We start from the raw sequence: 12,813 nt of genomic DNA on the forward strand, positions 1-12,813 counted from the left end.
TAGCGTTAGGGGTATGAGTGACGTGCCCTTCGGATTCTCGAACCGTGACGACGACGATGACCGCAACAAGCGGGACGATCCGTCGGCCTCGGGCGCGAACAACCCGCACGGGTTCTCGATCGGCGGGTCCGGCGCGGGATTCGATCCGGCCGCGCTCGGGCAGATGCTGACCTCGCTGGGCCAAATGTTCTCCACCATGGGCCAGCCCGGCTCGCAGTCGAGCGGCCCGGTGAACTACGACGTCGCCAAGCAGCTGGCCCGCCAGCAGCTGGGCGCGACCGTACCCCCGGTGTCCTCGGGTGCGCAGCGCGCGGTCGACGATGCGGCACATCTGGCCGAGCTGTGGCTGGATGCCGCCACCATGCTGCCCGCCGGTGCGACCAAGACCGCGGCCTGGACGGCCAACGACTGGATCGAGCAGACGCTGCCGACCTGGAAGCGCCTGTGCGATCCGGTTGCCGAGCAGGTCTCGGGCATGTGGACAGCGGCCCTGCCGGAGGAGGCGAAGGAGTTCGCCGCCCCGATGATCGGCATGCTCGGCCAGATGGGCGGCCTGGCATTCGGCTCGCAGCTGGGCCAGGCGCTGGGTCAGCTCGCCCAGGAGGTGCTGACCTCCACCGATATCGGCCTGCCGCTGGGTCCGGCCGGGACGTCCGCGCTGCTGCCGACGGCGATCACCGAATTCAGCAAGGGCTTGGAGCGGCCGGAGAGCGAGATCCTGGTGTATCTGGCCGCCCGGGAGGCGGCCCATCAGCGACTGTTCGCCCACGTGCCGTGGCTGCGGCAGCAGGTGCTGGGCGCGGTGGAGGATTACGCGCGCGGCATCCGCATGGACTTCTCGGCCATCGAGCAGGCCGCGCAGGGCATCGACCCGATGATGCTCACCGACCCGTCGAAGCTCGAGGAACTGCTGGCGCAGGGCACCTTCGAGCCCCAGACCACTCCCGAGCAGAAGTCCGCGCTGGAACGGCTGGAGACGCTGCTGGCGCTGATCGAGGGTTGGGTGGAGGTCGTCGTCACCGATGCGGTCGGCGATCGGCTGCCCGGTGCGGGCGCGCTCGCCGAGACGCTGCGGCGGCGCCGCGCCACGGGCGGTCCGGCCGAACAGACCTTCGCGACGCTGGTCGGACTCGAACTGCGGCCGCGCAAGCTGCGCGAGGCGGCCACGCTGTGGCGGCGCCTGACCACCGATGCGGGTCTGGAGGCCCGCGACGGGGTCTGGTCGCATCCGGATCTGCTCCCCAGCTCCGAGGATCTGGACAATCCCGCCGGTTTCATCGACGGCGTGATCGGCGGTGGGGCAAACGTTTTCGACGACCCGCTGGCCCAGCTGGCCGAAACCGAAGCGCGCGAGCGCGAACAGCGCCGGGGTGAGTCGAAGCCGAAGGACGATGCCGACGGCGGCGAGGGCGAGCATTCCTGATCCGCTCCACCCAAGGCAATAGTCAGCAAACCAGCGCTCCAAGCCCTCGACCGGACCGCTGCATGTGGCGGTAATTGCGCGTTTATCGGCGGCTATCAAGGGTTGGTGACCTTGCACCGCGGGAGTATGGTGACCCGCGAGGATTGATCGCCAACCAATAGCGATCTCCTGGCTACTACACGTTCCGCGGTGCCGCCCACTCATGTGGGACCGAGCTGGGCGGCCGTTGCGGCCGAGGAGAGGAGTGCTCATGCGAGCCTGCCGCCGGATGCTGATGGCCCTGTCGGCGCCGCTGACCGCGCTGGCGTTGAGTTCCGGTGTGGCCGCCGCCGCGCCGGAACAGCTGCCGACCGTCGTCCTCGTGCACGGCGCCTTCGCCGACCCGGCCAGCTGGGACGGTGTCGCGGGTCAGCTGCGCGAGCTGGGTTACCCCGTGGTGGCCCCCGGCAACCCACTGCGCGGGCCCTCCTCCGACGCGGCCGCCATCGGCTCCACGCTCGACAGCATCTCCGGCCCGGTGATCCTGGTCGGCCACTCCTACGGCGGCGCGGTGATCAACAATGCCGGGCGCGCGGCGAATGTGCGGGCCCTGGTGTACGTTTCGGCCCTCGCGCCCGGACAGGGCGAGCCGGCCGCGCTCGGCACCGACCCGATCCGATATCCGGGCAGTAAGCTCATGCCGCCGGTGGTGGCGCCGAAGCTCGCGGACGATCCGTACGGCCGCGCGGGCGACCTCTACATCGACCCCGCGTACTTCCACGACGCCTTCGCCGCGGACGTCCCCGCGGATACCGCCGCTCGGATGGCCGCGACCCAGCACTCGGTCGCGCCGGGTGCATTCCTCGAACCCAACGGCGCCCCGGCTTGCGACGCGCACCCGAGCTGGTGGCTCATCCCCCAGCAGGACAACGCGGTCCCGCCCGCCGCGCAACGCGCCATGGCCGGACGCTGCCACTCCCGGGTCACCGAGATCTCGGGCTCGCACGCGGTACTCGTCTCCCATCCCGAGGCGGTGACCGCACTCGTCCGGCAGGCCGATGCCGCGACCCGCTGACATCTCTCGCCGTTCACTCGTTTCCCCGACCGACATGCGAGCGGGACGAGTCGGGGCAGCTGAAGGCCCCTCCAACCCCCTTGGATGATTCGGTGCACATATGTACACTGGCCGCATTCAGGGGTAGCGGAGGGAGTCACGGCAACGATGGCAGCGCTCTCGAAGACGACCGGGGCATCGCATCCTGCGGTCCTGCATCCATCCCGCTGGTTGCCCACCTTCATCCGCTGGCACGACACGCGGGTGTCGTGGTGGGAGTCGTGGAAGCTGGCGGTGAAGACCGTACCCCGGGTGCGCGACCACACCATCACCGAATACGCGACCCGCATGCCGGGTCAGGACGATGTGATGGTCGCGCGGATACCGTTTCTGCGGTTCGTGGTCGTCCGCAGCCCGGAACTGGCCCGCCACGTCCTGGTGACCAACCAGAACAACTACGCCAAGAGCGCCGAGTACGACATGCTCGCGGTCGCCTTCGGGCGCGGATTGGTGACCGATCTCGACGACCGGCGGTGGATGCGGAACCGACGGCTCGTGCAACCGGTATTCGGTAAGCGCAATGTCGATCGGTTCGCCGGTCCGATGACGGAGGCGGCGCTCGATGCCGTCGAGCGCATCGCGGCCGCGGGGCCGGACAGCCCGGTCGACGTCAATTTCGAAATGAACCGCCTCACTCTGGACATCATCGCCCGGACCATGTTCGGCACCGATCTGGCGGGGCCGATGGCGCAGGTGCGGCTGGCGAATCTGTTGCGGTTCTTCGGGGTCGGTTTCATGACCAATCTGAGCCGACCCATCCGGGCGATGTCGACGTGGGTGCTGCGGCACGGTCCGCATCCCGAGGCGGCCGACAACCCGCGGTTGCCCATGCGGCTGATGCGCGCCGCGGGCTGGCTCACCGCGCCCCGGGCCATGCGCGATCTGCGGCATGTCGAGACGGTGATCGATCAGCTCATTGCCGATCATCGGTCCGGGCGGATCACCCGCAAGGACAATCTGCTGGCGCTGCTGATGGATGCGCGCGATCCCGAGACCGGATACGCCTACACCGATCAGGAGATCCGCGACGAGCTGATGACCTTCATCGGCGCCGGAATGGAGACGACCGCAACGGCCTTGGCGTGGACGTGGCATCTGCTCGGCAAGCATCCCGAGGTGCGGGAACGGCTGTACGAGGAATTGGACACCGTGCTGGCCGGGCGGGTGCCGACGGCCGAGGACGTCGACCGGCTGGTGTGGACCAAGGCCGTGGTGTCGGAGACCATGCGCGTCTATCCGCCGATCATCGGGCTGGCCCGCGTCGCGGTCGGCGACGATGTGCTCGGCGGATACCCGATCAAGGCGGGCACCACCGTGGCGGTCATGCTGCACGGCGTCCATCACAACGACCGAATCTGGGACCGCCCCGACGAATTCGACCCGACCCGATACCTGCCCGAGAACCTGCAGACACCACAGAAGCAGGCGTCCCTCCCCTTCGGCGCCGGTAAGCGCATGTGCGTCGCCTACGGCTTCGCCACCATGGAGGCCGTGCTCGTACTGGCCACCATGGCCCAGCGCCTGGAGCTGAACCCCGTGAACGACAAGCCTATTCGCCCCCAGATCTCGTTCACCGGCGGCCCGGACGAGCCGGTATGGATGCACCCGACCGAACGCCCGGCCCGCCGCCACCATCAAGCTGTGTGACTGCGGCCCTGTCGACCCGGTTCCGACATTTCGACCAGCGCGCCGGAAAGACGGTGGCGGGCAGCGGGATACCGGAACGCGGCATAGCGGACAGGAAGGGCTGAGACGCGGAATTCCGCAGGCGTGGACGGGAGGCGGTGGGGCGGACATGGGCGAGCGGGCGCGGACAGGACGTTGTCCTCATGAGGTGCCCTGTGGATGAGCCGGTTTTCTGTGGATAACCAGGGCTTTCGGCAACTGCCGTCCCGGACGGGCCCGCGATACTGCGGATATGACGTTGAATTGCCCACGCGGGCCGATGTTGCATCCGCGGCTGGCCGTGTTGCGCCGGCCGTCGGGGGTGGTGCAGTTGGGGTGGGATCCGGAGCGGGCGATGGTGCTGGATCCGCCGGGGTGGCAGGCCGATACCGTGCTGGAATTCCTGCGGTTACTGGACGGGCTGCGCAGCCATCCGCAGATCGTGTGGCAGGCAGCCCGTTTCGGCGTGGCCGTCGCGGATGCGCTGGCGGTGCTCGCCGAACTGGACGGGGCCGGATTGCTGGTGCGGCCGCATGCCCGCGCGGCCGAGGTACGGGCCGTGCGGGTGCACGGGCGCGGGCCGCTGTCGGATGCGATCGCCGCGGGCGCGCGCACACTGGGGCTGCGGCCGACCCGGTCCCGTGAATACGACGCCCGCTCCCCCGTCTCCGCATGGTCGGCAGATCTGGTGGTGCTCGCCGACGCCCTGGTGCCCGAACCGCATCTGGTGAACGACCTCGTGCTGCACCGGATTCCGCACCTTCAGGTCCGCATCCGCGACGGCCGCGGCATCGTCGGCCCGCTGGTGCTGCCCGGCGGCACCAGCTGTCTGCGCTGTGCCGATCTGACCCGCCGCGATCTGGACGCGGAGTGGCCGCATCTGGCCGGACAGCTGCTCGGACGGGTCGGGCACGCCTCGCCCGCGACCATCGCCGCCACCACGGCGCTGGTGCTGCGCGAGCTGGAGACGATCATGGCCGGGCGGGCCGAGAGTCCACCGCAGACCCTGGACACCACATTGGAACTGGACCCCCAGTCGCATCGCATCGAGCGGCGGCAGTGGGGCCCGCATGCGGCTTGTGGCTGTCGCGCCGCACGGCGGTCCGATGCCGACGCTCAGCCGCCGCAGGCGTACGACGATCCGGCCGCCGCCAGCACCGCACAACCCCAGCGACCCGCCATCAGATAGGGCACGACATGTCCCCAGCTACCGAGCACGCCATCGACGACGGCCGATCCGGTGACCACCGGCGGAACCTCGTCGATCGGCTGGATCGCCGCGGAGTCGGCGACCAGGGGTTCCGAAGCATTCGCCGCCGCTGTCGACAGCGCCGGTACGAGCAGTGCGGCGGCCACCACACCACCGGCGGCCAGTCGTCGAGCTCGCATCTTCCCTCCGTTCCTCGAGGTGAGTCGTCGGCCAGTATCGGCGCCGGTCAGCGGCAGGTACAGCCCCGATCGTCCGGGGCCCGCCACCGGCAAACACCGGGCGGCCACCGTGCTGTGACGGAATGCACACCCTGCGGCGACCGTCCGGTTCACCCAATTCTCATGGCACACCGCACGGTACGTCCGCCATGATGGGGAGGTGTCCGAGATTGTGCGCCGTCGCTCGTCCCGCAACGCCAAACTGGCCAAGATCCCGCTCGGGATCGCGGGCCGCGCCGCCGTGGGATTCGGTCGCAAGCTCGCCGGGGGCGACAAGGGTGAAATCAACGCGGAACTGAACCAGAAGGCCGCCGAGCAACTGTTCACCGTCCTGGGCGAACTCAAGGGCGGCGCAATGAAATTCGGGCAGGCGCTGTCGGTGATGGAGGCGGCGGTGCCCGAGCAGTTCGGCGAGCACTACCGCGAGGCGCTCACCAAACTGCAGGCCGCGGCCCCGCCGATGTCGGCGGCGACCGTCCACCGGGTCCTCGATCAGCAGCTGGGCACCGCGTGGCGGCAGCGGTTCCGGGAGTTCGACGACGCCCCGGCCGCCTCGGCGAGTATCGGCCAGGTCCACAAGGCCGTCTGGTCCGACGGCCGCACGGTCGCGGTGAAGGTGCAGTATCCCGGCGCCGACGAGGCATTGCGCGCGGATCTGAAGACGCTGAACCGGATGGCCGGAATGATCGCCACCCTGCTGCAGACCGCCGATGTGAAGCCGGTGCTGGCCGAGATCAGCGAACGGATGGAAGAGGAGCTGGACTACCGCATCGAGGCCGGTAACCAGCGCGCATTCGCCAAGGGTTTCGACGGGCATCCGCGTTTCCGGGTGCCCAAGGTGGTGGCCAGCTCGCCGAAGGTTCTGGTGACCGAATGGCTCGACGCCACCCCGGTGTCGGCGATCATCGCCCGGGGCAATGCGGATCCGGAGGGCACCCGTGACCTGCGCAACCGGGTGGCCGGGCTGATGGCCGAATTCGACTTCTGTTCCCCGGCCACGGTCGGGCTGCTGCACGGCGACCCGCACCCCGGCAACTTCCTGATGCTGCCCGACGGCAAGCTCGCGGTCATCGACTACGGCGCATGCGCACCGCTGCCGAACGGTTTCCCGCCGATCCTCGGCCGGATGGTGGCGCTGGCGGTGGAGGACCGCTACGAGGAACTGACCCAGCTGATGCACGACAACGGCTGGGTGCTACCCGGCAAGACGGTGACCCATCGCGAGATCGCCGATTTCCTGCGCCCGTTCTCCGACCCCATCCGCACCGAAACCTTCCACTTCACCCGCCGGTGGATGCAGCGCGTCGCCAGCAAGGCAACCGACATCACGAGCCCCGAAATGAAGACCTCCTGGGCGCTCCAACTCCCCCCGGAACACGCCATGGTCTTCCGGGTACTGATGGGCTCGATCGGCATCTGCGCCCAACTCGAGGCCGAGGTCCCCTTCATGCGCCTGATGCACGACTGGGTCCCCGGCTACGCCGAATACCGAACCGCCAGCTGACTTCCCACCCACCTCACGAGCCCTGCACCCCGGCGCTGAGGCGCCGGGGTGCAGGGAATGAAGACAGCACCCACCCGACAGAGGACGACGAAGGCAGGCTCCCGGGGGTAACCGAGGCTGGCCCTGGAAGTGACGAAGACACACGCCTCGAGGGTGACCGAGGCAGGCCCCCTGGAAGTGACGAAGGCACACGCCTCAGGGGTGACGAAGACACACGCTCTGGGAATGGCGAAGGCGAGCGCTCTGGGAATGGCGAAGGCATGCGCGAGTACAGGGAAACGGCAGACGCACCTACTTGGGCGGGGAAAGACTAAGACGGGCGCTCGTGTGTGGAGATGCGGAGGTGGGCGGCGGGAAGAAGGGACTGCGTTGGGTGAGGGTGGGGTTCAGCGGGGGTTTAGCCAGGGGATTTCGGGTGGGGTGTAGCGGTAGGCGCGGAAGATGGCGTTGGAGGGGGCGGGGAAGAGCTTGGCGGTGGTGGGGTCGGGGTAGGTGGGGAAGGAGGGGACTATGTATTCCCAGCAGGTGCGGAGGGTGGGGGTTACCTCGAAGATGCGGCCGAAGGCGGCTTCGGTGATGAGGGTGTTGCCGTTGGGGAGGCGTTGGGCGGCGCCCATGAACGGAGTGAAGAAGGCCTCGCGTGGGGAGTCCTGGTAGGTCCAGACGAGTTCGCCTGTGCGGGCGTCGATTTCGATGACTCGGCTGTAGGGGACCGATTCGCCGGTGCGGAAGGTGCCGTTGTCGAAGATCAGGATCTTGCCGTCGCCGACCGGGGTGGCGTGATGTTGTTGGGCGACGGTGGTCCGATCCGCGAGCGTGGTGTACCGGCCGGTGCGCCGATCGATGGTGATGACCGCCGAGACGCTGCGCAGGCTCGCCACCACGGTGTGCTCGTCGAGCGGGTGCACGCTGTTGATCAGCGGCCAATGCTCGCGCCAGTAGTGCGGCTGCAATCCGAATTCGGCGGGATCCAGCTGCTCGAATGCTCGCCATTCCCAGAGCGGCGTGCCGTCGGCCGCGACCTCGCGGATCACGTCCGCCCAGACGACACCGTCCGCCTCGGTGCCCGCAACCCCGCCCTCGATGCGCCGCGCGGCCGCACCGGTGAGCGGTTCCACCGCGGTGTAGAGGATGCGTCCGTCGTCGTAGTGATGGGCGTCGTGATGCTGGTAGTCGTCGCGAAATTCGCTGAGCAGCACGCCGTTCGGGTCGTATTTGCCCATCGACCCGCCGCTGTATTTGCGCCACATCGCGAACGGCGGCTCGATCGCCAGCGTCGCTCCGTTGTAGGCGAGGGTGCCGTCGGCAAGCAGCCGCGCGTGCCGCCCCGGCCGATACGGCAGCGACCACCGGTGGACCGGCTCGCCCTGCGCATCCACCAGCTCCACCACACCCCGGCTCGCCAGCGGCGCATACAGCGTGTACCCGGGCCACGACAGCTCCGGATCGATCCCGATCAGACCTGTTCCCCGCCGCCTGAGCGTGTTCTGCTCCACCACACCTCCTGAAAATCTACTGATACTGAATATTCAGTACAGAGGAGGTTCGCTGAACACTTGCGATCATCGTGAGGTAAAAACTGGGCTACGTCGGCGCGGGGCCGACAATGAGGCATACCGGCGAGAGGTTGGGTCGAGTGCACGCGGACAGTGAGGTGTTGGAACGAGCGCGTCGACTGAGCCTGGCCGATGTCGTGCACAATCGGCGGCTGGCGGCAAAGCTGACCCTGGCCCAATTGGCCGAGCGCACCGCGCTCTCGCCCTCGTTCCTCAGTCAGTTCGAAAACGGCCGCACCAATACCAGCCTGCGCTCACTGCAGCGGATCGCCGACGCGCTGGGCACCACCGCGACCGAACTGCTCGCCGAGGCCGACCCCACGCCCGGCGAGGCGGTGGTGCGCGCGGGCACCGATTCGGTTCTCGCCCAGGCCGATCCGGGTGGTGACGGATCGGTCCGCTCGCTGGTGCACGGCCGCCGGGACCTGCGCGCCCTGGAGTTCACCGGCGGCACCGGCCGCGGCGGGCGCGAATTCGCCCACGAGAACGACGAATTGATCTATGTGGTGCGCGGCACGATCACCGTCGTCGCCGACGGCGAGGAGATCGTGCTGTCCACCGGGGACGCGTACTACTGCACCGGAGGCGTGCAACACCGCTGGTGGGCGCACACCGACGACACGGTGACCGTCCTGCTGGCGGTCACCGACGGGTTGGTGGTCCGCCATCCGCCGCATCGGAGGCGCTGAGAGAGGACGAGCCCCGCACCTCGGACAGAGATGCGGGGCTCGTTCGCGTTCCCGATCATGCGCGGTGACCATTACGCCACGGCCACCTTGCGCGGGCGGCCACGCGGCCGCTTGCGGGCGATGACGACACCCTGGTCGAAGATCTCCCCGCCCCAGACACCCCAGGGCTCACCACGATCCAGCGCGGCGGCCAGGCAGCCCTTACGGATCGGGCAGGTAGCGCACAGTGCCTTGGCCTCCTCCAGCTGGGCCGGGCTCTCCGCGAACCACAGGTCGGGGTCGCCGACCCGGCAAGGCAGGGTGAGCGCGACTCCCCGGGTGCGGGAAGTCGGGGCCACGGTCGATCGGCATGTCACGCGAGTAACGGTCGCGGTAGACACGTCTTGCTCCTTCAGCTCGTGCAGCGGTCGTTTGGTTGTCCGCGAAACCGGTGCCGATGGCTGAAGTGCCGATAAAACTATGGCCACGGTCTCGCTTCTTGCGATCCGTGGCCAGGAGGCTTGGGGAGGTGACCCCTACCTGAGTCGGTGACGACTCCTGAACACGGTCGCTGGGCTTGCGTCGCGGAGGCGGGCTGCCTGCAGGCCAGCCGTAATACGGTCGGCTGCTGCGTTGGCGCCGGCAAATGCGTCGGCATACACCGGGTGCCAGCTCCGCATGGGCTTGTCCGTCATGAAGACATGCTTCGGCCCGAGGTGTTCGGTTCCGAAGATGGCTACGGCGGACAGACCGGTCCCCTGCAAAGCGAGGACCCCCCGGGAGACAGGCACGCACGGAATCGCCGTCGGCGCAACGCCGATCAACGCTGTGTTGGTGGTGATGCCGTTCATTGGTCTGCCTCCCTCCTTACTCGTAATCCGTTTGGTCACTGTGCGCGCCGGAATGACCTCCCGGTGCGTGATCCCCACCCTACGGGGGCGAATCACAACCGCACAACCTATTTTTCACCTGCAGTTTTATGGTCTTGCGCACGCAGCCTCGAACGCACTATCGCTATGACATCGGCACCGAACTGCCCCAGTTTCTTGGCGCCGATTCCGGGGATGGCGACCAGCGCCCGGTCGTCGGTGGGCAGCTGCTCGGCGATGGCTGTCAGCGTGGTGTCGCTGAACACCACGAAATGCGGGACCGACAGCTCGTCGGCCTTCTCCCGCCGCCACTCCCGCAGCGCATCCAGCAGGACGGCATCGAGGTCGGCCGGGCAGCGCGAACAGCGCCCGAGCATGGTGGCCGTGGTGCCGAGCAGCGGGCGGCCGCACACGCGACAGGCGGGGTGGCTGCGTTTCGGCCCGCCGCGGCGGTCACCCGACGCATGGGCGATGCGCGAGGCGGGCGAATCCTCGGGGATCAGGCCGTTGAGGAAGCGACTGCGCCGCCGTGTCTTACGGCCGCCCTCGCCGCGCGAGAGCGCCCACGACAGATGCAGGTGCTCGCGGGCGCGGGTGACCCCGACGTACAGCAGCCGCCGCTCCTCCTCGAGCGCCGCCTCGTCCACGACGGCGCCGCCCTCGCCCAGCACGTGCGCGATCGGCAGGGTGCCGTCGGCGAGGCCGACCAGGAATACCGCATCCCACTCGAGCCCCTTGGCCGCATGCAGCGAGGCGAGGGTGACGCCCTGCACGGTCGGTGGGTGGCGGGCCTCGGCGCGGGCGGCGAGTTCGCGCAGCAGGCCCGCGAGGTCCAGCTCCGCATCGTGCGTGGTCAATTCCTCGGTGAGCTGCACCAGGGCCACCAGCGACGCCCAGCGTTCGCGGGCCTGGGCGCCGCTGGGCTCGGTGGCGGTCAGGCCCAGCCGGGCCAGGGCCGCACGCACCAGCGTGACCAGTTCGGCACCGCGGGCATCGGGCAGGTCGTCGCGGGCGGCGGTCTGGCGCAGCGCCGAGACGGCCTGGCGCACCTCGGCGCGCTGGAAGAAACCCTCCCCGCCGCGCACCTGATACGGGATACCGGCCTCGGTGAGCGCCTGCTCGTACGCCTCGGACTGGGCGTTGATGCGATAGAGCACGGCGATCTCCGCCGCCGGGATGCCCTTGCCCATCAGCCGCGCGATGGCCTTCGCCACGGCCGCGGCCTCGGCGGACTCGTCGTCGTATTCGGCGAATACCGGCTCCGGGCCGTCGGCGCGCTGCCCGACCAGTTGCAGCCGGGTACCCGCGATACGGCCACGGGCAGCACCGATCACCTGATTGGCCAGCGAGACCACCTGCGGGGTGGACCGGTAGTCGCGTTCCAGCCGGACCACGGTGGCATCCGGGAAGCGCCGGGAGAAGTCCAGCAGGAAGCCCGGACTGGCACCGGTGAAGGAGTAGATGGTCTGGTTGGCGTCGCCGACCACCGTCAGATCGTCACGATCGCCGAGCCAGGCGTCGAGCACCCGCTGCTGCAGCGGGGTGACGTCCTGATATTCGTCCACCACGAAGCAGCGGTAGCGGCCCCGGAACTCCTCGGCCACGGCCGGATAGTCCTCCAGCGCGGCGGCGGTGTGCAGCAGCAGATCGTCGAAGTCCAGCAGCAGGCAGGGACCGTCCCGCCCCTCCGCCCCGGCGGGGCTCTGCTTCAACTCCTCGTATCCGGTGTAGACGTCGGCGACCTTGCGCGCCTCGTACGGGGTCTCGCGGTGGTGGCGCACCACGGCGGCGACATAGTCCTCCGGGGCGATCAGCGAGGCCTTCGCCCACTCGATCTCACCGGCCAGGTCGCGCACGCTCTCGGTGACCGTGGCCAGCCCCGCCCGGTGGGCGGCCTGCGCGACGATCGGGAGTTTGCTGTCGATCAATCGCCACGGCACGTCACCGATGATCTGCGGCCAGAAATAGCGCAGCTGGCGCAGCGCGGCCGCGTGGAAGGTGCGCGCCTGCACCGCATTCGCCTCGCCCCCGAGCCCCAGCGCCCGCAGCCGATTGCGCAACTCCCCCGCCGCCCGCGCGGTGAACGTGACCGCCAGCACCTGACCGGCCCGCACATGTCCGGCCGACACCAGATGGGCAATGCGGTGCGTGATCGTGCGCGTCTTCCCGGTCCCGGCGCCCGCGAGCACACACACCGGCCCCCGCGGCGCCAGCACGGCGGCGGCCTGCTCGGCATCGAGTCCGTCGAGCCGAGGCTGGGGCGAAGTCGTCGGTGCGGGCACGGGGTCCATCATGACAGCGGGGTCCGACAAGCCCGGGGAACAGGTTCGGCTACTGCCCTGTTACAGGATGCGTGACAGCTACCGACCTGACCATGTACTCGACGACCTGGTGCGGCTACTGCCGTCGGCTCAAGAAGCAACTCGACGAGGCCGGCATCACCTACACCGAGGTCGACATCGAGCAGGATCCCGCGGCCGCCGAGTTCGTGGGCAGCGTCAACGGCGGCAACCATGTGGTGCCGACCGTGAAGTACCGTGACGGCTCGACCGCGACCAACCCCACCCTCGTCCAGGTCAGGCAGGCACTGGCCGCGATCGCCTGAGA

Annotated in this window: 12 protein-coding genes; 7 read left to right on the top strand and 5 right to left on the bottom strand. The window is 69.0% G+C overall.

Annotation, left to right across the window (positions count from 1 at the left end; genetic code table 11):
• The first annotated feature begins 13 nt into the window (after window positions 1-13).
• From IU452_RS00895 to IU452_RS00910, 4 genes are all read left to right on the top strand, one after another.
• Window positions 14-1,423 carry a zinc-dependent metalloprotease gene (locus tag IU452_RS00895; protein WP_195106931.1) on the top strand — a complete coding sequence of 470 codons (1,410 nt, stop codon included), beginning with the start codon at window positions 14-16 and terminating at the stop codon, window positions 1,421-1,423.
• Window positions 1,424-1,673: 250 nt separating this feature from the next.
• Window positions 1,674-2,477, top strand: coding sequence for an alpha/beta fold hydrolase (locus IU452_RS00900; protein ID WP_195106932.1), 804 nt, complete (start codon window positions 1,674-1,676; stop codon window positions 2,475-2,477).
• A gap of 147 nt (window positions 2,478-2,624) precedes the next feature.
• On the top strand, window positions 2,625-4,163 hold the full coding sequence (locus IU452_RS00905; RefSeq protein ID WP_195106933.1) for a cytochrome P450: 1,539 nt from the start codon (window positions 2,625-2,627) through the stop codon (window positions 4,161-4,163).
• 271 nt (window positions 4,164-4,434) lie between these two features.
• Entirely contained in the window at window positions 4,435-5,370 is a 936-nt protein-coding gene (locus IU452_RS00910; RefSeq protein WP_228816257.1) for a hypothetical protein, read from the top strand.
• Here the strand turns inward: IU452_RS00910 and IU452_RS00915 are convergent.
• A complete protein-coding gene (locus tag IU452_RS00915; protein WP_195106934.1) occupies window positions 5,298-5,570 on the bottom strand; it encodes a hypothetical protein in 273 nt (90 codons plus the stop codon). The genes IU452_RS00910 and IU452_RS00915 overlap by 73 nt on opposite strands.
• A 199-nt stretch (window positions 5,571-5,769) precedes the next feature.
• Here IU452_RS00915 and IU452_RS00920 point away from each other — a divergent pair, with 199 nt between their 5' ends.
• On the top strand, window positions 5,770-7,113 hold the full coding sequence (locus IU452_RS00920; RefSeq protein ID WP_195106935.1) for an ABC1 kinase family protein: 1,344 nt from the start codon (window positions 5,770-5,772) through the stop codon (window positions 7,111-7,113).
• A gap of 386 nt (window positions 7,114-7,499) precedes the next feature.
• Here IU452_RS00920 and IU452_RS00925 read toward each other — a convergent pair whose 3' ends face one another.
• Entirely contained in the window at window positions 7,500-8,609 is a 1,110-nt protein-coding gene (locus IU452_RS00925; RefSeq protein WP_195106936.1) for an aryl-sulfate sulfotransferase, read from the bottom strand.
• A 140-nt stretch (window positions 8,610-8,749) separates the two neighbouring features.
• Between IU452_RS00925 and IU452_RS00930 the strand changes: the two genes are divergently transcribed.
• Entirely contained in the window at window positions 8,750-9,358 is a 609-nt protein-coding gene (locus IU452_RS00930; protein WP_324192375.1) for a helix-turn-helix domain-containing protein, read from the top strand.
• Window positions 9,359-9,429: 71 nt separating this feature from the next.
• On the opposite strand, the gene IU452_RS00935 is transcribed toward IU452_RS00930, so the two are convergent.
• The 3 genes from IU452_RS00935 to IU452_RS00945 all read right to left on the bottom strand — a co-directional run bounded on the left by IU452_RS00935 (window position 9,430) and on the right by IU452_RS00945 (window position 12,497).
• Window positions 9,430-9,714 (bottom strand): WhiB family transcriptional regulator, encoded by a 285-nt coding sequence (locus IU452_RS00935; protein WP_416382269.1) that lies wholly within the window; start codon window positions 9,712-9,714, stop codon window positions 9,430-9,432.
• A gap of 159 nt (window positions 9,715-9,873) precedes the next feature.
• Window positions 9,874-10,188 carry a hypothetical protein gene (locus IU452_RS00940; RefSeq protein ID WP_195106938.1) on the bottom strand — a complete coding sequence of 105 codons (315 nt, stop codon included), beginning with the start codon at window positions 10,186-10,188 and terminating at the stop codon, window positions 9,874-9,876.
• Between the two features lie 107 nt (window positions 10,189-10,295).
• Window positions 10,296-12,497: an ATP-dependent DNA helicase UvrD2 gene (locus IU452_RS00945; protein WP_228816392.1), complete on the bottom strand. Its 2,202-nt coding sequence runs from the start codon at window positions 12,495-12,497 to the stop codon at window positions 10,296-10,298.
• Between the two features lie 62 nt (window positions 12,498-12,559).
• Here IU452_RS00945 and IU452_RS00950 point away from each other — a divergent pair, with 62 nt between their 5' ends.
• Window positions 12,560-12,811 carry a mycoredoxin gene (locus IU452_RS00950; protein ID WP_324192376.1) on the top strand — a complete coding sequence of 84 codons (252 nt, stop codon included), beginning with the start codon at window positions 12,560-12,562 and terminating at the stop codon, window positions 12,809-12,811.
• Window positions 12,812-12,813 lie beyond the last annotated feature (2 nt).

Source organism: Nocardia transvalensis (assembly GCF_015477765.1).
GTDB lineage: Bacteria > Actinomycetota > Actinomycetes > Mycobacteriales > Mycobacteriaceae > Nocardia > Nocardia transvalensis_A.